Raw genomic sequence first — 19824 nt, 5'->3', positions numbered from 1 at the left:
CTCCAACACCGCTGCATGCGGATCATCTGTTGGATGACTTCCGCTGCAGCGCTCCACCCCTGGCGAAATGGCTGCTTGAACGCGCACGCCAGAACCAGGCATCCGGCGCATCCAGATGCTTCGTTGCCTGCGATGGGAAGCGTCGCGTCGTCGGTTACTACGCGCTCTCAGCCGGTTCGATAGCGCATGACGCCGTGCCCGGACGAATCCGCCGCAACATGCCCGATCCCATTCCGGTCATCGTGTTGGGGCGGTTGGCGGTACATGCGGACAGGGCGGGGCAAGGCATTGGCCAGGGCCTGTTGAAGGATGCGGTGCTACGTTCGCTGCAGGCGTGCGGTCAGGTCGGCGCACGGGCGTTGCTCTGCCATGCCATCGATGAGCCCGCCAGGGCGTTCTACCTCAAGCACGGTTTCATCGCTTCCCCCATTCACCCTCTAACGCTGATGCTGCCCCTTGCGTGCTAATGCACCTCGTCGCGGTACACGAACTTCGGCATCTCCCACTTGAAATGGATCGCCAGCAGGCGGAAGGCGAAGCCGCCGCCCAGGCACCACAGCGTGGCGGCGTTGAGGGAAACACCCAGTTCGAGCAGGCCCAGCCATGCCGCGCCGGTAAGCAGGGTGATCACCGCGTACAGCTCCTTCTGGAAGATCAGCGGCACCTCGTTGCACAGCACGTCGCGCAGCACGCCGCCGAAGGCGCCGGTGAGCATGCCGGCGATGAGCACGATCGGCACCGCGTGGCCGCCATCGCGCGCCACCGCGCAGCCGATCAGGGTGAAGCAGATCAGGCCCAGGCCATCGAGCACCAGGAAGGTGCGGCGGAAGTGGTGCATCCAGCGCGCCACCCAGGTGGCGATCAGTGCCGCGCAGATGGTGAAGCCCAGGTACTCGGGGTGCTTGACCCAGCCCAGCGGGTAGTGGCCCAGCACGATATCGCGCAGCGAACCGCCGCCCAGCGCGGTGACGCAGGCGATGATGACCACGCCGAACAGGTCCATCCGCCGCCGGCCGGCAGACAGCGCGCCGGTCATGGCTTCGGCGGAAATGGCGATGAGGTAGATGATGGACAGCAGCATGCAACGGCTCCGGAGGGGCAGGCGGGGACGGAAACGCGCACGCGCCAGCGCCGCAGCACTGTCGTGGGGTGGGATTCCGTTGCCGCTCCCGCTGTCCTTTTGCCTGAGAGTTCAGTGGCCAGGCCACGTGCCCCTTCGGCGGGTCATTGAAGACCTCTCTCCAGATCGGCGTGTTGGATGCATGGTTGGTGGCGAATCGAGCCACCGGCCTGAGCGATTATGGGAGCCTGCGCCTTCGGCGGGCGCCAGCGGCGCCTCTCTCCTGCATCCGGGGCCGATTCTAGCAGCCAGCGTGCCCGTGCCGGTGGATAATCCCGGTATGCCCGCTGAACCCGCCCCCTGGTATGTCTATCTGCTGGAATGCCGCAACGGCAGCTATTACGCCGGCATCAGCAACGACGTGGACGCCCGCTTCCAGGCACACCTGTGCGGCAAAGGCGCGCGCTACACCCGCGCCAACCCACCGGTGAAGCTGCTGGCCATGCGCGCCTACCCCGACCGCTCGGCGGCCTCCAAGGCCGAATGCGAGCTCAAGCGCCAGCCGCGCGCACGCAAGCTGGCCTGGCTGCAGCAACGGAGTGCCGGAACATGACCGGAATCGACTCAGCCAAGGCGCGCGCAATGATCGGCAAGACCGTGCTCGCCGGCATGACCTACCTTGACGCCCAAGGCAACGCCCTGGAGCACCGCCAGATGGCCGGGCAAGTGCTGCGCATCAATGACGAAGAAGGCGTGGTACTGGCCAGTGCAATGGACGGCGAAGAAGTGTTCCTGCCGCCCACGCTGGACCACTACACCCCGGCCGCACCGGGCGACTACACGCTGCGCTCAATGGCACTGACCATCAGCGATCCGGACTACCTGTGCACCTGGGACGTTCACCTCGCGCCCGGCAACGATCCCTGATCGGATGGCCTCGGCCGCCGGTCCTCGCGGTCATCACCGAAGATGATCCGCGCGCTGCGCTGGTAGCTCCAATACGCCACCGCCCAGTTGAGCAGCACCACGATCCGGTTGCGGAACCCGATCAGGAAGAACACGTGCGCGGCCAGCCAGAACCACCACGCCAGCACGCCCGACAACTGCAGCCGGCCCAGGTGCACGATGGCGGCCATGCGGCCGATCGTGGCCAGGTTGCCGAAGTCCTGGTACTTGAACGGCCCGGGTGACGGCTTGCCCTCCAGCCGTGCACGAATTGTCGCGGCCACATGCTTGCCCATCTGCTTGGCGGCCGGGGCAACGCCCGGCACCGGCCGGCCATCGGCCTGCTGCAGCGCGGCCAGGTCGCCGGCGACGAAGATCTCCGGGTGCCCGGCCAGGGTCAGGTCGGGCTGCACCGGCACGCGTCCGGCGCGGTCCAACGGCACCTCCAGCGTCCGCGCCAGCGGCGAAGCGGCCACGCCCGCGGCCCACACCACGGTGCGCGCGGCAACGAACTGCTCGCCGAGCTGGAAGCCCTCGCCGTCGATGTGATTGACCGCTGTACCCGTCAACACCTCCACCCCGAGCTTCTCCAGCTGGCGCCGCGCTTTCAGCGACAGCACCTCGGGGAAGCTGGACAGCACCCGCGGCCCGGCTTCGACCAGCCGCACCTTGGCGCTGGCCGGATCGATATGGCGGAACTCGTTGCGTAGCGTGTGCCGCGCGATCTCGGCCAATGTGCCGGCCAGTTCCACCCCGGTGGGGCCGCCGCCGACCACCGCGAAGCTCAGCCACGCCGCCTTGCGTGCCGGATCCGGCTCGGCCTCGGCGCGTTCGAAGGCCAGCAGCAGTTTGCGGCGCAGTGCGATCGCATCGTCCAGGGTCTTCAGGCCAGGCGCGTCGGCGGCCCACTCGTCGTGCCCGAAATAGGCGTGGGTGGCGCCGGTGCACAGCATCAGGGTGTCGTAGCCGAGCTGGCTGCCGTCGGCCAGGGTGATCTGGCGGCTGGCCTTGTCGATCGAGGTCACCTCGCCCAGCCGCACTTCAACATTGCGCTGGTCGCCCAGGATGTGGCGCAGCGGCGCGGCGATGTCGGGTGCGGACAGGCCGGCGGTGGCGACCTGGTACAGCAGCGGCTGGAACAGATGGTGGTTGCGACGGTCCACCAGGGTGATGCGGATGCGCGCGCTGGCCAGCGCACGGGTGGCCCAGAGGCCGGCGAAGCCGCCACCGATGATGACCAGGTGGGGCAGGGAATCGCGGGTCATGCAATGACTCCTTGGCGGGGGTCGAAGCGAAGCACTGCATGTTCGCACGTGACGCGCGATATTCACGTGGATGGCAGATACTGGGTTCAGCAGCCGTCGCACCTGCCGGCGGCCGATCCGTTCCTTGCCTGGAAAGTCCACCTGCGTGCGCGCATTTCCGAAAGAAGACCCGGCAACACCGGCGCGTTGATCGGCGTATCGTATCGGCGCCTATCGACAACCGGGAACACCAACATGCTGAAGATCTGGGGCCGCCGCAATTCCAGCAACGTGCGCAAAGTGCTGTGGTGCGCGGAGGAAATCGGCCTGCCGTACGAATCCATCGAAGTGGGCGGCCCCTTCGGTGGCACCCAGTCGCCGGAATACGTGGGCATGAACCCCAACGGCCTGGTGCCGGTGATCGAAGACCACGGCCTGCCGCTGTGGGAATCCAACACCATCGTGCGTTATCTGAGCGCGCGCTACGCGCTGGGCACGCTGTACCCCGAAGATGCAATGGCGCGCGCCCAGGCCGAGAAGTGGATGGATTGGAGTACCTCGCGCATGGCGCCGCTGTACACCGACCTGATCTGGGGGATCATGCGCACCGCCCCGGCCGACCGCGACGAGGCCCGCATCAATGCCGCGATCACCCGTGCCGGCGAGTTGCTGGGCATGGCCGATGCTACCCTGGCGCAGCAACCGTGGTTGTCCGGCGAGCAGTTCGCGATGGGCGACATTCCGTTGGGCGCGCTGGTCTATGCGTGGTTCGAGCTGCCGATCCAGCGGCCGTCATTGCCGCACCTGGAAGCGTGGTACCTGCGCCTCCAGCAGCGCCCGGCGTACGTCAAAGCGGTCATGACGCCGTTGACGTGAGGTAACGGACGGCAGGTGCGGACCGTTGGTCCGCACGCTTCAATACAGGTCGGTGGGATCGACGTCCAATGACCAGCGCACCTTGCGTGCCTGCGGCAAGCCGTACACCAGCGGCATGATCTGATCCAGCAGCACATGCAGCGGCCGCCGCGCCGGGGTCGACAGCAGCAGCTGCGTGCGCTGGTAACCGGCGCGGCGCGGCATCGGCGCCGGCATCGGACCGAAGCGTTCCACCGGGCACTCATGCGCGATCAGCTCGCGCACCGCCATCAGCATGGCGTTGGCGTGCTCCACCTGCTGCGCCTCGGCGCGCATCAGCGCCAGGTGCGCGAACGGCGGGAAGCCGGCCGCTTCACGCTGCTGCAGCTCGGCATCGGCGAAGGCGTGGTAGCCGCCGTTGACCAGCGTTTCCAGCAACGGGTGCCCGGGGTGATGGGTCTGCAGCCAGACCTCGCCGGCGTCGGTGGCGCGCCCCGCGCGCCCGGCGACCTGGATCAGCTGCTGGGCCAGTTTCTCGCTGGCGCGGAAATCGGCGGAGAACAGGCCCTCGTCGATGCCCACCACCACCACCAGGGTCAGCTTGGGCAGGTCGTGGCCCTTGGCCAGGATCTGCGTGCCGACCAGGATGCCGGCGCGGTCGCCCAGCGTGGCAAGTTGGGTCTCCAGCGCGTCGCGCCGGTTGGTGGTGCCGCGGTCGATGCGGATCACCGGGAAATCGGCGAAGGCTTCCACCAGGTGTTCTTCCAGCCGCTCGGTGCCGATGCCCTGTGGCTGCAGCGCCAGGCTGGCGCAGTCGGGGCAGGCCAGTGGCGCCGGCTGGCGCGCACCGCAGTGGTGGCATTGCAGCCGGCGGCCGCCGGCGTGCACGGTCATCGGCGCATCGCAGCGTTTACAGGGCGCGGTCCAGCCGCAGTCGTGGCACAGCAGCACCGGCGCGTAACCGCGGCGGTTCTTGAACACCAGCACCTGGTGGCCGGCCGCCAGGTGCTGGCCGATGCCTTCCATCACCTCGGCCGAAAGGCCGTCCTTCAACGGGCGCTTGCGCACGTCCAGCACCCGCACCCGCGGCGGGCGCGCCTCGCCTGCGCGCTGTTTCAGGCGCAGATGGGTGTAGCGGCCGGCATGGGCGTTGTGCAGTGATTCCAGCGACGGCGTGGCGCTGCCCAGTACCACCGGCACATCCAGCGCCTTGGCCCGCACCAGCGCGAAATCGCGCGCGTGGTATCGAATGCCGTCCTGTTGCTTGTAGCTGCCGTCGTGCTCTTCATCGACCACGATCAGCCCGGCGTTGGGCAATGGGGTGAACACGGCCGAGCGCGTGCCCACGATCACCTGTGCCTCGCCGCGCGCGGCCGCTGCCCACACCCGCGCGCGCTCATTGTCGTTCAGGCCCGAATGCAGCACGTGCACCGCAATGCCCAGGCGGCTGCGGAAGCGCGCCAGCGTCTGCGGCGTCAGCCCGATCTCGGGCACCAGCACCAGCGCCTGCCGGCCGCGGGCCAGGCAGTCCACGATGGCCTGCAGGTACACCTCGGTCTTGCCGCTGCCGGTCACCCCGTCGAGCAGGAACGCGCCGAACCGCGCGTGGGCGGTGATCGCGGCGATGGCGTTGGCCTGCTCCGCATTCGGGGTCGGGCCCGGCCGCAGGGCCGGCTGCGCCGGCGCGTGCTCCAGCGCGATGCGCTCGACCAGGCCGCGCTTGGCCAGCGAGCGCGCCGCGCTGCGCCAGTCGTCCATCGCCTCGTCGAGCAGGTCCTCGTCCACGCTGCCGCCGGCCAGCTGTTCGGCCAGGCGGTGCGGACGGGTGCCGGCCCGCAGCCTGGCGCGGTGTTCGATTCCTTCGGCAGTGAGCTGCCAACCCCAGCGGTGGGTGTCGGGCACCGGTTCACCACGGCGCAATGGCGCGGGCAGGGCGGTGCTGACCACCTCGCCCAGCGGCGCATGGGTATAACGTGCCAGCCACTGCAGCGAGGTCCACAGCTCGCCGCCCAGCAGCGGCGCCGGGTCCAGCCATTCCACGGCAGCGCGCAGCGCGTTGCCGTCGGTCACCGTACCGATCCCGGCCACCACGCCCACCAGCTCGCGCGAGCCGAACGGCACCCGCAGCCGGCGACCGACCATGCCAGGCCCGGGCGGTGCGCCCGGCGGCGGCGCGTAGTCGAACCACTGCGGCAGCGGCAGGGGCAGGGCAACCTGGAGGGAGGGGGCATCCGGCAGCGGCGCCGGGGCACTTTCCAGGGTCAGCAGGGGGGCTGGATCGGGGGGCAGCATCGCGCCAGTGTAGCGGCCCGAACCGGCCCTGTTCAGCGCACGAAACCGATCGCCGCATGGCGCCGTGGAACCTAAATAGGAGCTAAATATCCGTGGCCATTGGAGATTCGGTCTTATCCACATCTTCTGTGGATAAGTCTGTGTGCGAGTGCCGAACTCCGAGCTGTTTGTCAGGGAGTTCCGCAGTGAAGCCTGGGTTGGTCAAAAAATAGCCACACAACTAAATGTATGCAAATCAAGAAGATGGCTGTGAAACACAGCTGACACATGGGTGACGCCGGCTTCACCTGCCGGTTTTCTGCCGATTTTGTTGGTGCTGTGCACAACCTGCGCCGCTGTCAAGCCATCTACATCACCGCGGTAGTCGCACGTGACCCATATCGGCATCCCCCTGCGCGGGCGCACTCGCTATCATTTCGGCACTTGATGGAGTTGCTATGACGGCTGTGAACGCCCCTGTTTCCTCTACTGCAGCGGGTGCCCTGTCCGCATTCCTGCGAGGCGTCGAACGCCGTGCCCTGGTGGTTGCCGAGCTGCAGTGCGGCGACCCCACCGTCGCCGAACAGGCACTGGTGGCGGTGATGCGCGCCTTCGCCGGCATCGCCAGCGATGTGCCGATGGCACAGTGGCCGGACCGGTTCTGGATCCTGCTCGCCCACCGCACCCCGATCCGCATGCCGGCCCCTGGCGGCCAGTGGGCCCCTGGCCTGGCGCACCTGCCCAGCCTGGCGCCGCCGGCACGTCTGGCGCTGCTGCTGCGGGTAGGTGGCGGGCTGGACGAGGCGGCCGCCGCGCAGATCCTGGACCTGCCGGTAGCCGACTACCAGCAGGCGCTGGCCCAGGCCTGCCCACGCGATGCGCAGGGCCACCCCGATGCGGCAGGCTGGCGTGCCCTGGCCGAACAGGTGCAGCAGCGCCTGCGTGACCTGCCGGCCAGCAGGCTGCAGCAACTGCACCAGCCCGCGCTGGCCCCCGCGCCGGGCAAGGGTCCGGCCTCATGGCGCGCGCCGGCCCCGGCCGATGCGGCGCCCCGGCGCACGCCGGTGCGCCGTCACAGTCGCCGGCCGCTGTGGCGTGGCCTGCTGATCCTGCTGGTCACCATCGCCGTGTTGCTGGGCGGTGCGGCGTGGTGGAAGCACCGCAGCCCGGCGCTCGCCCCCGAGGCCAGCGTGCCCGACGGCGCGGTGTCCACCGCCGACCCGGTGCGGGTCGAACCGTTGGCGGCTGAAGACCTGCCGGTGACGGCGCCGGCCGATCCGGCCCACGCCGCCAGTGACGCGGCCATGCTGGCCGACCCGGACCTGATGCTCGCCCGCGATGCGGACCTGTACGCGTGGGCCGCCGCCGGTGGGCCGGTCCCGGTGGACGAGTCGCAACCGCAGCCCAGCCGCCCCGAACCTGCCACCGCCGGCCTGGAGACGGCAGCCGCTGATGAATAAGTCGATCCTGCTGCTCGCCATGGGCCTGGCGACCGGTGCGCATGCCGCGCCACAGCCGCTGCCCCTGCCATCGGCCACGCCTGTGCCGGTTACCACACCCGCCATTCCCGCCACCTCCGCCGCGCTGGACCCGGCCCAGCTGCGTGAACTGCGCAGCCGCTATGCGCAATGGCAGGCATTGCCTGCAGCCGAACGTGCCCGTATCCGCGAGGCCGCCGGCCGTATTGCCGCGATGCCCGCTGCACAGCAGCAGGCGCTGCGGGCCCGCTTCGACGAACAGGACCAGCGGTTCCGCGACGGCTGGCTGCTGGGCCCGCAGCTGGGCCAGCATTTCCCCAAGCTGCAGGGTCTGTTCGGCTACCTGCCCGCTGACCAGCGCGAACCCGCCCTGGCCGCGCTGCGCCAGCTCAACGAGGGCCAGCTGGCCCAGCTCACGCTGATCGCCCAGCGCACGCCGCCGCAGGAGCGCGACCAGGTGCGCGACCAGTTCCTGGGGCTGGCGCCGGCCGCGCGCGATGCCTGGTTGAAGGAAAACCTGGTGCGTTGAGCGTAAGATGACCGGCCGCAACCCGGTGCCTGTGCCCTCCGCGCGCTGCCGTAGTTGCCGTCTGTGATCCCATGTCTACCGTTACCGCAACGCCGCGCCTCTCCCGGGAAGTGCGCGCCACCGGCCTGCTTGCGCTGCCGCTGGTCCTTGGCCACATCTCCACTGGCCTGATTTCCTTCGTCGACAATGTCATTGCCGGCCACCACGGCACCCAGACCCTGGCGGCGGTCACCATCGGCACGGCGCTGCTGTGGCTGCCGATGCTGATCCCGATCGGCACGTTGATCTCACTCACCGCCTCGGTGTCGCAGCTGCATGGCGCCGGCCGCGAGCGGGAGATCGGCCCGCTGTTCCGCCAGGCGCTGTGGCTGGCGTTGGGCCTGGGCCTGATCATGTTCACCTTCCTCACGGTGGTTCCGCCGTTGCTGCCCGCGTTCGGCATCGCCCCGGACATCGTGCCGGGCGCGACCGCGTTCCTGCATGCGGTGCGGTGGGGTGGCCCGGCGCTGACCCTGTACTTCTGCATGCGTTACCTCAGCGAAGGCATGCACTGGACGCTCCCGACCATGCTGCTCGGCTTCGGCGGCCTGCTGGTGCTGGCGCCGCTGGGTTACGTGCTGTGTTACGGCAAGCTGGGCTTCCCGGAAATGGGCGCCGAAGGCCTGGGCATCGCCTCGGCCACCATGATGTGGATCCAGGCGCTGTGCTTTGCCGGCTACCTGTGGAAGACCAAGCGCTTTGCCCATTTGGAACTGTTCTCGCACCTGGAGCTGCCGCGCTGGGCGGCGATCTGGGACCTGCTGCGTACCGGCCTGCCGATCGGCATCACGGTGCTGATGGAGGGCGGGCTGTTCATCGTTACCGCCCTGCTGATCGGTCGCCTGGGCGCCACCGAGGCGGCCTCGCACCAGATCGCCATCAACGTGGCCCAGCTGTGCTTCATGATCCCGATGGGCGTGGCCGAAGCCACCACCGTTCGCGTGGGCCATGCGGTAGGCAGCGGCAACGGGCTGGGCGTGCGGCGCGCTGCCGTCGCCGGCCTGCTGATCATCCTGGGCACGCAGACGCTGTCGGCGCTGGTGCTGCTGTTCGGGCACGACGCCATCGTCGGGGTGTATACCGCCGACATGGGCGTGGCCGCGCTGGCCTCCACCCTGCTGCTGTATGCGGCCGCGTTCCAGTTCCCGGATGGCATCCAGGTGCTGTCAGCCGGCGCGCTGCGCGGCCTGAAGGACACCCGCGTGCCGATGTTCATCGCCATGTTCTCCTACTGGGGGCTGGGCATGCCGCTCGGCGCCGGGCTCGGCCTGGGCCTGGGCATGGGTCCGCAGGGCATGTGGCTGGGCCTGATCCTGGGGCTGACCGCAGCGGCGATCCTGATGGGCTGGCGGCTGCGCGTGAGCAGCCGTCGTGTCGGCAATGACCTGAACCTGACGGCCTGATGGCCCCCTTACTTGTGTCCGATGCCGGGCTGTCCGGCACGGGCTATGCTGGTACCACGGCAAGAAGCCAACTGGAGTTTTCCCCATGAACCAACCCGTGCGTCGCAATCCCGTCGCCAGCTTCTTCATCGGGCTGTGGGATGTGATGAACTTTACCCGCAGGCTGATCCTCAACCTGCTGTTCTTCGGCCTGTTGCTGCTGATCCTGGTCCTGTTCGTCTTCGCGATGGGCAAGGGCGCCAGCAGCGGCCGCACCCTGCAGGACCGCACCACGCTGGTGATCGCGCCGGAAGGCCGCCTGGTCGAACAGTTCAGTGCGGATCCGGTCAGCCGTGCGCTCGCAAAGGCCATTGGCGACAACAGCGCCGAGGAAGTGCAGCTGCGCGACCTGGTGCGCGCGCTGGATGCGGCGCGCGAGGACAAGAAGATCGAACGCGTGGTCCTGCAGTTGGACAAGCTGCAGCCGAGCGGTTTTGCCTCGATGCGTGAAGTAGCCGCGTCGCTGCAGGAACTGCGCGCGTCGGGCAAGGACATCGTGGCCTACAGCGACAACATGAGCCAGTGGCAGTACCTGCTGGCCGCGCAGGCCAAGGAGATCTACCTCGACCCGATGGGCGGGGTGGTGCTGGAAGGCCTCGGTCGTTACCGCCAGTACTTCCGCACCGGCCTGCAGGACAAGCTGGGCGTGGACGTGCACCTGTTCAAGGTGGGCGAGTACAAGTCCGCCGCCGAACCGTACGTGCTGGACGCGGCGTCGCCGCAGGCCAAGGAAGCCGACCTGTTCTGGATGAACGACGTGTGGCAGCGCTACCTGGCCGACATCGCCACGGCGCGCAAGCTGGACGCCGCGCAGTTGGCCGCCGGCATCGACACCATGCCCGAAGGCATCGCTGCTGCAGGTGGCGACCTGGCCAAGTTCGCCCTGCAGCAGAAGCTGGTGGATGGCCTGAAGACCCGCGAGGAAGTCGAAGACCTGCTGGCCGATCGTGGCGTGGCCGATGAAGACGCCGACGGTGGCTTCCGCAGCATCAACCTTGACGAATACCTGACCCAGATCGACACCCGTCGTTCGCCGGTGGATTCGCGACCGCAGGTGGCGGTGGTGGTGGCGTCCGGCGAGATCGCCGGTGGCGACCTGCCGGCCGGCCGCGTGGGCGGTGAGTCGACCTCGGCGCTGTTGCGCGAAGCGCGCGACGACGACAACGTGAAGGCGGTGGTGCTTCGCGTGGATTCGCCCGGCGGTGAAGTGTTCGCCTCCGAACAGATCCGCCGTGAGGTGGTGGCGCTGAAGGCGGCCGGCAAGCCGGTGGTGGTATCGATGGGCGACCTGGCGGCATCGGGCGGCTACTGGATCAGCATGAATGCCGACCGCATTTACGCCGATCCGTCGACGATCACCGGTTCGATCGGCATCTTCGGCATGATCCCCAACCTGTCGCGTTCGCTGGACAAGATCGGCGTGCACACCGACGGCGTGGGCACCACCCGCTTCGCCGGTGCGTTCGACATCACCCGCCCGATGGACCCGGCCGTGGGCCAGGTGATCCAGTCGGTGATCAACAAGGGCTACGCCGATTTCACCGGCAAGGTGGCCGATGCACGCAGCAAGCCGGTGGAAGCGGTGGACGAAGTCGCCCGCGGTCGCGTGTGGAGCGGTGCACAGGCCAAGGAACGCGGCCTGGTCGATGCCTTCGGCGGCCTCAAGGCGGCCATCGCCGACGCCTCCAACCGTGCCAAGCTGGGCGGCCCGGAAAAGGTGCGCGTGCGCTACATCGAAAAGCCTGCCACTCCGTTCGCGCAGTTCCTCAGCGGCTTCGCCGGCAGTCATGCCGGTGCCTGGATGCTGGGCGAATCGGGCGTGGCGCGGATGATGCTGGCCCGGTCGATGCCGGAAGTGGACACCCAGCTGCGCTTCGTCGAAGACGCCGCCCGCGACCCGCGCGGCAGCGCCCCGGTCAAGGCGCTGGCGTACTGCTTCTGCGGTTTCTGACGGCGGATCACGACCAACGGTCGTGATCTACCCGATGCGATTGTCCCGGTAGGTCACCACCGTTGGTGGTGACGCGCTTCAACAAAAAAACCCGGCCAAGGCCGGGTTTTTTTCATTACCAACGTGCCAGCATTCAGAGAATTGCCTGCAACCCCTTCGCCGCAATCACATTCAAAAGTTTGAGTGCGGGGCCGGTGGGATGCGTATCTCCCTGTTCCCACTTGCGCACGGTTGACGCTGATGTATGCAGGTGCAGTGCGAAAACCGGTTGACTGAAGTTCAAGGCCGCACGCAGTTGCCTGATGTCGGCGGCGCTGAAGTTGCGGACAGGTGGAGGACAAAGCGCGTCGAACTCACGCATCGTCACTTTATTGATTGCCCCCGCTTCAACGAGCGTGGCAAGGTCACCGCGCAGGGTTTCGACAATCTTGCTCACACCGTACCTCCACTAGAACGCCAGTCTGCAGTGCCTTCACGAGCGCTGCTTGAGTGAGCTCCAGAAACACCTTCCCGGCGTACTGGAGCGCTTGCTTTTCTTCCTGCGTGATGTTCGCTTTGTCGCTCTTGGAGAACCCGTGCAGGAATACATAGCGGTTCCCAATCCGGGCGGAAACCAACGTGCGATAGCCATCGCGCTTGCCCCGGCCTTGACGGGCAACCCGCTTCTTGTAGAGACATTGCCCCAGGTCCGCATCGACAAGTCCTTGCTCCATCTCATTGATCGCCCTGCACAACAGCGTGTCCGGAAGCTTTTCCGACGCCTGCCAGCGCGCAAAGTCTCTGCGCTTCAGTGCATGCAGACGCTCATCCGGCTGAAGTATACCCTTAACGGGTATGTTTTCCATGAACGGGGTGAGCCCCGGATGCTGTTTCATTAGCGCGTCCCGCACGGCGGCAATGGCAAAGGCCTACAGGTATGCCAACGCGTGCCGGCGGGCTTTCAGAAACGTGTCCTGCGACCGCAAGAACCAACATCTGCCGGGAACAAAAAGCCCGACTAAGGCCGGGCTGGTGCTTGCCGCAGACAGTACGCGGATTTGCGAACTACCGACCGGATTCGGCCTCATCGGCGGCTCTGGTGTCCGGAGCCTTTTCCAATGTGTCGCGTGCGGCCTTGGCCTTGTCGAGCGGTTGCTGCATGGCGTCGCGAAGTGCCGTGGCCTGCGGTTCGGGTGGCTTGTCCGGGGCCGGCGGCACCGGGCGGTTGCAGCCGCACAGCGCAAGCAGGCCGGCCATCGGCAGGGCGATACGGATCAACATGGCAACCTCGCAGGCGAACCCAGGGAAGCGCAGTTTCTCACCGCTTTGCCGGCCCGTGTGTGATGGGGTGCGCCGCACCGGCATGCGGGCTATCCTGCAGTGCCCCAAGGCAGGAGAAGCAGGTGAGTGCGCATCGTTGGCGACTGGATGGACAGACCGCATTGATCACCGGCGCCAGCGCCGGTATCGGCCTGGCGATCGCGCGCGAGCTGCTGGGATTCGGCGCCGACCTGCTGATCGTGGGGCGCGACGCGGACGCATTGGAAATGGCCCGCGATGAGCTGGCCGATGCCTATCCGGATCGTGAGATCCACGGCCTGTCCGCCGACGTTTCCGACGACGAGGATCGTCGCGAGATCCTGGACTGGGTGGAAGACCACAGCGATGGGCTGCACCTGCTGATCAACAACGCGGGCGGCAACATCACCAAGCCGGCCACCGAATACACCGAAGACGAGTGGCGCGGCATCTTCGAGACGAACCTGTTTTCGGCGTTCGAACTGTCGCGTTATGCGCACCCGTTGCTGGCCCGCCACGCCGCCTCGGCCATCGTCAATGTCGGCAGTGTCTCCGGGCTCACCCATGTGCGCAGTGGCGCGGTGTACGGGATGACCAAGGCGGCGATGCACCAGATGACCCGCAACCTGGCGGTGGAGTGGGCCGAAGACGGCATCCGGGTCAACGCGGTGGCGCCCTGGTACATCCGCACCCGGCGCACCTCCGGCCCGCTGTCGGACCCGGATTACTACGAACAGGTGATCGACCGCACACCGATGCGGCGCATCGGCGAGCCTGAGGAAGTAGCCGCCGCCGTCGGGTTCCTGTGCCTGCCTGCGGCCAGCTATGTCACCGGCGAATGCATTGCCGTGGACGGCGGATTCCTGCGCTACGGGTTCTGAGGCGTAGCGACCAAGGGTCGGTACCTACCGGGGTACCGCGCAGTTGCTTTCCGACAGCACGCCCTGCAGGCGCTCGCGTTCGGCGGTAGCGGCGGCGGCGGTGCCGGGCGAGGCGAAGCGTTCCCGCCCACGTGCATCGCGGAAGCGCTGCTGCCACGCATTGCAGCGCTGGTCTTCAGCCAGCGGCTCGCAGGTATCGCGGACCACTTCGCAGCTGGCGGCGTTGACCGGCGTGTTGCCGCCCAGCGCTGTGACCGACAGCAGCACGCAGGTCGGCGGTGCCGGCTCACGCTCGTGCAGGTAGCGTCCGCCGTCCTGGCCCTGGCACTGGTAGATCTCCGGCAGCGGCGGTTTTGCCGGGCCGTCGCCGGGCGGCTCGTCGCCGGGCTTGGGCAGGTTCGCACTATCCAGGATCGCAGTGCCCCGTGGCACTTCGTACGCCTCTGAAATCACGCGCTCCATTGGCTGCGCCTTGCCGGGTACCTGCGGCGGCATCGTTGCGGGTGACAACGGCTGGACCGTTGGCGCGGCAGGCGGCGGGGGCGTCGCCTGGGCCGACACGGACACCTCCGCGCGCGATGGCGCGGCATTCATGCGCTGGATGACCTGGTGGCTGCCGGCCGGGCAGGGCTTGCCCTGCACCGTCACGTTGTCGTCTGCATCGGTGCAGCGGAACACGATCGGCTCATCGGCCATCGCCGACGACGCCACGCACAGCAGCAACAGGAGCCAATACGGTTTCATCGGCGAAGGATACAACGCGCCGGCTGCCGCGCCCTACCGGCAATCCCGGTCAAGGCGCGCATCCACGCCACGCTGCTCGCGGCTGATCGCATCGCGCTCGCTCTGCAGCGCGCTGTTGTAGCGCCGCACCAGCTCCCAGCGGCGGTCGCGCAGGATCGAACACACTTCGCTGGCGGGCAACGGGTGGCACTGGTCGCGCACCAGCACGTTGCCGGCCGGAACCACCACGTCCTGGTAGGTGCCCGGGTACGCCGACCCTTCGCTGTGCCACTGGGTACTGCCGCTGCCGACGGAGAGGCTGCCGCCGACCCGTGAGCCGCCGCCGGAGACGGTCAGCGAGCCGCCACTGGAGCTGACCGAGCCGCTGCCCATCGGCGCGATCGGGGGCAATGGGCGTGGTCCCGGCCCCGGGCCAGGGCCGGGATGGATGCCACCGGGCCGGCGTCCTGGGATCCAGGCGCTGGTCCACACCGGCACCCAGCGCGGATTGCCCTCGCTGGTTTCGCTGGTATAGCGGCTGCCGTCGTCGCGGATGCATTCGTACATCGGCTGCGGTTGCTGCACCTGCACGTAGCGCACCTCGCGTTCGGGTGCGGCAGGCGCGGGCGTGGCGGGGGCGCGATCGCTGCGCACCACGCGCGGCGCCGGATCGCGCGGGCGCTGCATCTCGCGCACTTCCTGGCGGCCGTTGCGGCATGGGGCGTCCTGCAGCGATACCGCCCCGTTGCTGCCTACGCAGCGGTAGACACGCACGCTGCTGTCCTGCGCCGCCAGCGGGGCGCTGCACAGCAGCAACAGGTACAGCGGGAGGGCAGGGTGTGGGCGCATGGCCGCAGTGTGCGGCCTTGCCTGTGCAGGCGCAAAGAACGCCGTGCGGCTCAGGTGCGCAGGACGTGGCCGGTGAGGGCGTCGCGGATCGGGGTGGGCTGGTCCAGGCCACCGGTGGCGCCGTCAACCAGCCCGTCCAGGTCGCGCAGCAGGTTCGGGTCCAGTCCGGCACGGCTGCGCGCAGGCGGCTGGCCGGCCAGGTTGGCGCTGGTGGACACCAGCGGACCGCCCCAGGCGCGGCACAGCGCCGCCACCAGCGGGTGGGCGCTGACCCGAACGGCAATGCCGGTGTGTTCCCCTGTGATCCATCGTGGCGCGCGAGGCCCGGCGGGCAGGATCCAGGTGTTGGCGCCGGGCCAGCTGGCCAGTACCTCAGCCCTGCGCTCGGCAGGCAGCGCGTCGATCCGCACCCAACCTTCCAGCTGGGCCAGGTCGCCAGCGACCAGGATCATGCCCTTCTCGACCGGCCGCTGCTTGAGCTGCAGCAGCTTCAGCACGGCCGCTTCGTTGGCCGGGTCGCAGCCCAGTCCCCACACCGCTTCGGTGGGGTAGGCGATCACGCCGCCGGCGCGCAGCGCGGGAGAGGCAGAGTCGACGGTGAGTTCATTCATGGTGACGACCGTTCCAGTGCGCCGTGTTGTCGCCCGACCAACGGTCGGGCGCTACCGGGGTCAGGCCTTCTTTACTGCTTTCTTTGCTGCGGCCTTCTTCGTGGCGGCCTTCTTGGTCGCCGCCTTCTTCGCAGGTGTCTTCTTGGCAGGGGCCTTCTTGACGGCGGCCTTCTTCGCCGCCGGCTCCTTCTTCACTGCCGCCTTCTTTGCCGGGGCCTTCTTGGCCACGACCTTCTTGGCGGCCTTTTTTCCGAAGCCCTTGCGCACCGGCTTGCCGGTTTCTTCCATCAGCTGCTGCACTTCGGCCAGGGTCAGCGAGGCCGGCTCGCGATCCTTCGGGATCTTGCCGTTCATCTTGCCGTCGCTCAGGTACGGGCCGAAACGGCCGTTCAATACCTGGATCTCGCTGCCGTCGAATTCCTTGATGATGCGGTTGCGGGCGATCTCTTCCTTCTCTTCGATCAGGAACACCGCGCGGGCCAGATCGATGGTGTAGGGATCATCTTCCTTCTTCAGCGAAGCGTAGGTGCTGCCACGCTTGGCGAACGGGCCGAAGCGGCCGATGCCCACGCTGACGTCCTCGCCCTTGTCCTCACCCAGCGCGCGCGGCATCAGGAACAGCTCCAGCGCGTCTTCCAGATTGATGGTGTGCATCGACTGGCCCGGGCGCAGCGAGGCGAACTTGGGCTTGTCCTCGGCGTCCTCGGCGGTGCTGCCGATAGCCGCATACGGCCCGAAGCGGCCCAGCCGCACGCTGACCGGCTTGCCGGTCTTGGGGTCGGTGCCGAGCTCGCGCGCGCCACTGGCCTCGGCGCGGTCGACCGATTCCTTCTTCTCTTCCACCAGCTGGTTGAAGGGTTCCCAGAAGCGGGCCATCAACGGAATCCAGTCTTCTTCGCCGCGCGACACCGCATCGAGCTCGTCTTCGAGCTTGGCGGTGAAGTCGTAGTCCACGTACTGGGTGAAGTGGCTGGAGAGGAACTTGGAGACCGCACGGCCCACGTCGGACGGGCGGAAGCTGCGGCCTTCCATTTCCACGTACTTGCGGAACAGCAGGGTCTGGATGATCGACGAATAGGTCGACGGACGGCCGATGCCATACTCTTCCAGCGCCTTGACCAGCGCCGCTTCGGTGAAGCGCGGCGGCGGCTGGGTGAAATGCTGTTCGGCCAGGATGCGCTCCAGCGGCACGCGGTCGCCGGGCTTCATCGCCGGCAGCTTGCGGCCTTCGTCGTCGTCCTCGGCGCTCTTGTTGTCCTTGCCTTCCTCGTACACGGCCAGGAAGCCGGGTACCACCACGGTGGTGCCGCTGGCGCGGAACACGTGTTCGCTGCCAGCCGACAGGTCCACGCTGACGGTGTTGAGCGTGGCCGGAATCATCTGGCTGGCCACCGCACGCTTCCAGATCAGCTCGTACAGCTTGCGCTCGTCATCGGTGAGGTAGCGCGCCACCGACGCCGGGGTGCGCAGCGCGGCCGTCGGGCGCACCGCTTCATGCGCTTCCTGGGCGTTCTTGGACTTGGTCTGGTAGGTGTTGGGCTTGTCCGGCAGGGCGGCAATGCCGTAATCGCGGGCGATCACGTCGCGGATCTCGGCCAGCGCGTCCTGGGACAGGTTGACCGAGTCGGTACGCATGTACGAAATCAGGCCTACGGTGCCTTCGTCGCCGATCGCCACGCCTTCGTACAGCTTCTGCGCCACCTGCATGGTCTTGCGGGTGGTGAAGCCCAGCTTGCGCGAGGCTTCCTGCTGCAGCGTGGAGGTGGTGAACGGGGCGGCCGGGCGGCGCTTGCGCTCCTTGCTGGCCACGTCGGTGACGTGCAGGTTGCCCTGGGCGGCTTGCTGGATGCGCAGGCGCGCGGCCTCGGCGGTGTCGCCGTCGGTCACGGTGAACTGCTCGAACTTCTGGCCGTCCAGCTTGATCAGGCGGGCATTGAATGGCTGCGAGGGGTGCGCGCAGGCGGCATCGATGCTCCAGTACTCGCGGGCGATGAAGGCTTCGATTTCTTCCTCGCGCTCGACGATCATGCGCAGCGCCGGGCTCTGCACGCGGCCGGCGGACAGGCCGCGCTGGACCTTGCGCCACAGCACCGGGGACAGGTTGAAGCCGACCAGGTAATCCAGCGCGCGGCGCGCCTGCTGGGCATCGACCAGGTCGCTGGCGATGGCGCGCGGCTGGCTCATGGCCTCCTTGATCGCACGCGGGGTGATCTCGGTGAAGACCACCCGCTGCATCGGCTTGTCCTTGACCAGCCCGCGCTCCTTCAGGATCTCGGCGATGTGCCAGCTGATCGCTTCACCCTCGCGATCCGGGTCGGTGGCCAGGAAGATGTCGTCGGCGCCCTTGGCGGCCTTGGCGATCGCATCGACGTGCTTCTCGTTCTTCTCGATCAGGTCATAGCGCATCGCGAAGTTGTTGTCGGGGTCGACCGCACCTTCCTTGGGGACCAGGTCGCGCACATGCCCATACGAGGCCAGGACGGTGAAGTCCTTGCCGAGGTATTTGTTGATCGTCTTGGCCTTGGCGGGCGATTCGACGATGAGCAGGTGCTTGGGCATGTCGTTGATTTCTGTGGGCAGCAGCCCGGGAGAGGGCGCTAGGGTGGAGCAAATGGCCGCATTAGTGAAGGGCAGCCGTCGAATTCCATATGCTGAACGCCCGGGTATGCGCCGGGCGTTCAGGTTTTGCGCCTGCTAGAGGAATCACGCCAGAGCCGCCTGTGTCAAGCGGCCGGGTGTGAGGGCCGGTCAGGACATGGACGCGGCAATGGCCCCGAAACCGAGGATCAACAGGCCGATCATGGCCACCGTCAGGATGCCGCTGATGACCAGGATCACGATGGTGACCGTGCCCAGGCCGCGTTCCTGGAACTCGGCGTTCTCGGTGAAGGCCCACTTGTCCACCACCAGCGTGTCGCACAGCATGTCGTGCAGTGCCTGCTTGCGCTCGGTGAAGGCGGCCATGATGAAGCCGATGAAAAGGGTCAGGCTGCTCAGGATGAAACCGAAGTAGCGGCCCACGCCGCGCAGGAAGGTGATCCGCTCGCCGTCGCTGCGCACCACCTTGATGCCCACGGCCATCTTGCCCAGGGTGGCGCCGCCGCGCGAGGCGTGGAAGCCGGCGTAGTAGCCGATGCCGATGGCGAAACCGCTCAGCATGGCCACCAGGCTCATCGCCAGGGCCAGGCTTTCATTGCCGCTGGACGCGCCGATCAGGTTGAACACCACGCTGACCGGGACGTTGATGATGCCCACCACGATCGAGTCCAGGAAGTACGCCGCGTAACGCTTCCAGAAGCCGGCGTAGACCACCTCGCCACCGCCCACCACGGCCGCGCCGTAGGCGCCGGTGGCGGCAGGTGCGGTATACGGCGAATAGGTGCCGCCGCCGGTGCCGGGCAGCGGTGCGGTGCCGTTGTCGATGGCGGTGTAATCCCCGCGCAGGTCGAAGCCGCTGCCCAGGTTGCTCGCGGCGCTGGTCAGGTTCTGCAGCTGCAGCTCCTCGACCGCCTCGGACACCGGCTTCCACTGCGGGTAGCCTTCGCGCCATACCAGCGTAGTGAGGCTGATTTCACCGCGCTGGAAGCGCTGGCGCAGGTCTTCGACCAGCAACGGACCCTGGCGGTCCTGGCCGTCTGCGTAATACCACTCAGTCATTGCGTGCTTCC

General features: G+C 67.7%; 20 protein-coding genes and 2 riboswitches. Of the genes, 9 read left to right on the top strand and 11 right to left on the bottom strand.

Going from position 1 to position 19824, the window contains the following annotated elements:
* Window positions 1-29 precede the first annotated feature (29 nt).
* Entirely contained in the window at window positions 30-467 is a 438-nt protein-coding gene (locus AC06E7_RS04625; RefSeq protein WP_478063230.1) for a GNAT family N-acetyltransferase, read from the top strand.
* Here the strand turns inward: AC06E7_RS04625 and AC06E7_RS04620 are convergent.
* On the bottom strand, window positions 464-1081 hold the full coding sequence (locus AC06E7_RS04620; protein ID WP_068854189.1) for a trimeric intracellular cation channel family protein: 618 nt from the start codon (window positions 1079-1081) through the stop codon (window positions 464-466). The two genes, AC06E7_RS04625 and AC06E7_RS04620, sit on opposite strands and share 4 nt — an antisense overlap.
* Before the next feature lie 83 nt (window positions 1082-1164).
* Window positions 1165-1255, bottom strand: a riboswitch (glycine riboswitch).
* Between the two features lie 20 nt (window positions 1256-1275).
* Window positions 1276-1356, bottom strand: a riboswitch (glycine riboswitch).
* Between the two features lie 44 nt (window positions 1357-1400).
* On the opposite strand from AC06E7_RS04620, the gene AC06E7_RS04615 reads away from it, so the two are divergent.
* Together AC06E7_RS04615 and AC06E7_RS04610 are read left to right on the top strand one after the other, a co-directional pair.
* Window positions 1401-1673, top strand: coding sequence for a GIY-YIG nuclease family protein (locus tag AC06E7_RS04615; protein WP_478063227.1), 273 nt, complete (start codon window positions 1401-1403; stop codon window positions 1671-1673).
* The gene (locus tag AC06E7_RS04610; RefSeq protein ID WP_095363054.1) at window positions 1670-1987 is read left to right on the top strand and encodes a hypothetical protein; all 318 of its coding nucleotides are present in this window, start codon (window positions 1670-1672) and stop codon (window positions 1985-1987) included. The genes AC06E7_RS04615 and AC06E7_RS04610 overlap by 4 nt, the downstream gene beginning before the upstream one ends.
* On the opposite strand, the gene AC06E7_RS04605 is transcribed toward AC06E7_RS04610, so the two are convergent.
* Window positions 1960-3270: an NAD(P)/FAD-dependent oxidoreductase gene (locus AC06E7_RS04605; RefSeq protein ID WP_184125842.1), complete on the bottom strand. Its 1311-nt coding sequence runs from the start codon at window positions 3268-3270 to the stop codon at window positions 1960-1962. The genes AC06E7_RS04610 and AC06E7_RS04605 overlap by 28 nt on opposite strands.
* Before the next feature lie 234 nt (window positions 3271-3504).
* Here AC06E7_RS04605 and AC06E7_RS04600 point away from each other — a divergent pair, with 234 nt between their 5' ends.
* Complete coding sequence (locus AC06E7_RS04600; protein WP_478063225.1) at window positions 3505-4125, top strand: glutathione S-transferase family protein; 621 nt, start codon at window positions 3505-3507, stop codon at window positions 4123-4125.
* A 39-nt stretch (window positions 4126-4164) separates the two neighbouring features.
* On the opposite strand, the gene AC06E7_RS04595 is transcribed toward AC06E7_RS04600, so the two are convergent.
* Window positions 4165-6396 carry a primosomal protein N' gene (locus AC06E7_RS04595; protein WP_478063223.1) on the bottom strand — a complete coding sequence of 744 codons (2232 nt, stop codon included), beginning with the start codon at window positions 6394-6396 and terminating at the stop codon, window positions 4165-4167.
* A 437-nt stretch (window positions 6397-6833) separates the two neighbouring features.
* On the opposite strand from AC06E7_RS04595, the gene AC06E7_RS04590 reads away from it, so the two are divergent.
* The 4 genes from AC06E7_RS04590 to sppA all read left to right on the top strand — a co-directional run bounded on the left by AC06E7_RS04590 (window position 6834) and on the right by sppA (window position 11814).
* Window positions 6834-7835 (top strand): hypothetical protein, encoded by a 1002-nt coding sequence (locus AC06E7_RS04590; protein WP_478063222.1) that lies wholly within the window; start codon window positions 6834-6836, stop codon window positions 7833-7835.
* Complete coding sequence (locus AC06E7_RS04585; RefSeq protein WP_478063220.1) at window positions 7828-8382, top strand: DUF3106 domain-containing protein; 555 nt, start codon at window positions 7828-7830, stop codon at window positions 8380-8382. Before AC06E7_RS04590 ends, AC06E7_RS04585 begins: the two co-directional genes overlap by 8 nt.
* Window positions 8383-8453: 71 nt before the next feature.
* The gene (locus tag AC06E7_RS04580) at window positions 8454-9824 is read left to right on the top strand and encodes an MATE family efflux transporter (protein ID WP_478063219.1); all 1371 of its coding nucleotides are present in this window, start codon (window positions 8454-8456) and stop codon (window positions 9822-9824) included.
* Between the two features lie 85 nt (window positions 9825-9909).
* Window positions 9910-11814, top strand: coding sequence for a signal peptide peptidase SppA (sppA, locus tag AC06E7_RS04575; RefSeq protein WP_478063217.1), 1905 nt, complete (start codon window positions 9910-9912; stop codon window positions 11812-11814).
* A 133-nt stretch (window positions 11815-11947) separates the two neighbouring features.
* Here the strand turns inward: sppA and AC06E7_RS04570 are convergent, their stop codons facing one another.
* From AC06E7_RS04570 to AC06E7_RS04560, 3 genes are all read right to left on the bottom strand, one after another.
* Window positions 11948-12250 carry a helix-turn-helix domain-containing protein gene (locus AC06E7_RS04570; RefSeq protein ID WP_449324483.1) on the bottom strand — a complete coding sequence of 101 codons (303 nt, stop codon included), beginning with the start codon at window positions 12248-12250 and terminating at the stop codon, window positions 11948-11950.
* The gene (locus tag AC06E7_RS04565; protein WP_478063216.1) at window positions 12219-12689 is read right to left on the bottom strand and encodes a type II toxin-antitoxin system RelE/ParE family toxin; all 471 of its coding nucleotides are present in this window, start codon (window positions 12687-12689) and stop codon (window positions 12219-12221) included. The genes AC06E7_RS04570 and AC06E7_RS04565 overlap by 32 nt, the downstream gene beginning before the upstream one ends.
* 169 nt (window positions 12690-12858) lie before the next feature.
* On the bottom strand, window positions 12859-13074 hold the full coding sequence (locus AC06E7_RS04560) for a hypothetical protein (protein ID WP_478063215.1): 216 nt from the start codon (window positions 13072-13074) through the stop codon (window positions 12859-12861).
* Window positions 13075-13196: 122 nt separating this feature from the next.
* Here AC06E7_RS04560 and AC06E7_RS04555 point away from each other — a divergent pair, with 122 nt between their 5' ends.
* Window positions 13197-13973: an SDR family oxidoreductase gene (locus AC06E7_RS04555; RefSeq protein ID WP_093534754.1), complete on the top strand. Its 777-nt coding sequence runs from the start codon at window positions 13197-13199 to the stop codon at window positions 13971-13973.
* A 24-nt stretch (window positions 13974-13997) separates the two neighbouring features.
* Here AC06E7_RS04555 and AC06E7_RS04550 read toward each other — a convergent pair whose 3' ends face one another.
* The 5 genes from AC06E7_RS04550 to AC06E7_RS04530 form a co-directional block, all read right to left on the bottom strand.
* Window positions 13998-14717 carry a DUF4124 domain-containing protein gene (locus AC06E7_RS04550; RefSeq protein ID WP_478063213.1) on the bottom strand — a complete coding sequence of 240 codons (720 nt, stop codon included), beginning with the start codon at window positions 14715-14717 and terminating at the stop codon, window positions 13998-14000.
* A 33-nt stretch (window positions 14718-14750) separates the two neighbouring features.
* Window positions 14751-15545, bottom strand: coding sequence for a DUF4124 domain-containing protein (locus AC06E7_RS04545; RefSeq protein WP_478063211.1), 795 nt, complete (start codon window positions 15543-15545; stop codon window positions 14751-14753).
* 50 nt (window positions 15546-15595) lie between these two features.
* A complete protein-coding gene (gene tsaC / locus AC06E7_RS04540) occupies window positions 15596-16156 on the bottom strand; it encodes an L-threonylcarbamoyladenylate synthase type 1 TsaC (RefSeq protein ID WP_447786821.1) in 561 nt (186 codons plus the stop codon).
* A gap of 60 nt (window positions 16157-16216) precedes the next feature.
* Complete coding sequence (locus AC06E7_RS04535) at window positions 16217-18715, bottom strand: DNA topoisomerase I (protein ID WP_478063209.1); 2499 nt, start codon at window positions 18713-18715, stop codon at window positions 16217-16219.
* Between the two features lie 189 nt (window positions 18716-18904).
* The gene (locus AC06E7_RS04530) at window positions 18905-19813 is read right to left on the bottom strand and encodes an RDD family protein (protein ID WP_478063207.1); all 909 of its coding nucleotides are present in this window, start codon (window positions 19811-19813) and stop codon (window positions 18905-18907) included.
* Window positions 19814-19824 lie beyond the last annotated feature (11 nt).

It is taken from the genome of Stenotrophomonas sp. Steno-Z4, assembly GCF_056393145.1.
The sequence above is the reverse complement of the archived record's forward strand: the minus strand, read 5'-3'. Positions and strand labels throughout refer to the sequence as shown.

Bases quoted from the DNA above. Each gene is read 5' to 3' on its own strand.
- AC06E7_RS04620 (WP_068854189.1), bottom strand. From the start codon at position 1,081: ATGCTGCTGTCCATCATCTACCTCATCGCCATTTCCGCCGAAGCCATG.
- AC06E7_RS04615 (WP_478063227.1), top strand. From the start codon at position 1,401: ATGCCCGCTGAACCCGCCCCCTGGTATGTCTATCTGCTGGAATGCCGC.
- AC06E7_RS04610 (WP_095363054.1), top strand. From the start codon at position 1,670: ATGACCGGAATCGACTCAGCCAAGGCGCGCGCAATGATCGGCAAGACC.
- AC06E7_RS04605 (WP_184125842.1), bottom strand. From the start codon at position 3,270: ATGACCCGCGATTCCCTGCCCCACCTGGTCATCATCGGTGGCGGCTTC.
- AC06E7_RS04600 (WP_478063225.1), top strand. From the start codon at position 3,505: ATGCTGAAGATCTGGGGCCGCCGCAATTCCAGCAACGTGCGCAAAGTG.
- AC06E7_RS04595 (WP_478063223.1), bottom strand. From the start codon at position 6,396: ATGCTGCCCCCCGATCCAGCCCCCCTGCTGACCCTGGAAAGTGCCCCG.
- AC06E7_RS04590 (WP_478063222.1), top strand. From the start codon at position 6,834: ATGACGGCTGTGAACGCCCCTGTTTCCTCTACTGCAGCGGGTGCCCTG.
- AC06E7_RS04585 (WP_478063220.1), top strand. From the start codon at position 7,828: ATGAATAAGTCGATCCTGCTGCTCGCCATGGGCCTGGCGACCGGTGCG.
- AC06E7_RS04580 (WP_478063219.1), top strand. From the start codon at position 8,454: ATGTCTACCGTTACCGCAACGCCGCGCCTCTCCCGGGAAGTGCGCGCC.
- sppA (WP_478063217.1), top strand. From the start codon at position 9,910: ATGAACCAACCCGTGCGTCGCAATCCCGTCGCCAGCTTCTTCATCGGG.
- AC06E7_RS04565 (WP_478063216.1), bottom strand. From the start codon at position 12,689: ATGAAACAGCATCCGGGGCTCACCCCGTTCATGGAAAACATACCCGTT.
- AC06E7_RS04560 (WP_478063215.1), bottom strand. From the start codon at position 13,074: ATGTTGATCCGTATCGCCCTGCCGATGGCCGGCCTGCTTGCGCTGTGC.
- AC06E7_RS04550 (WP_478063213.1), bottom strand. From the start codon at position 14,717: ATGAAACCGTATTGGCTCCTGTTGCTGCTGTGCGTGGCGTCGTCGGCG.
- AC06E7_RS04545 (WP_478063211.1), bottom strand. From the start codon at position 15,545: ATGCGCCCACACCCTGCCCTCCCGCTGTACCTGTTGCTGCTGTGCAGC.
- tsaC (WP_447786821.1), bottom strand. From the start codon at position 16,156: ATGAATGAACTCACCGTCGACTCTGCCTCTCCCGCGCTGCGCGCCGGC.
- AC06E7_RS04535 (WP_478063209.1), bottom strand. From the start codon at position 18,715: ATGCCCAAGCACCTGCTCATCGTCGAATCGCCCGCCAAGGCCAAGACG.
- AC06E7_RS04530 (WP_478063207.1), bottom strand. From the start codon at position 19,813: ATGACTGAGTGGTATTACGCAGACGGCCAGGACCGCCAGGGTCCGTTG.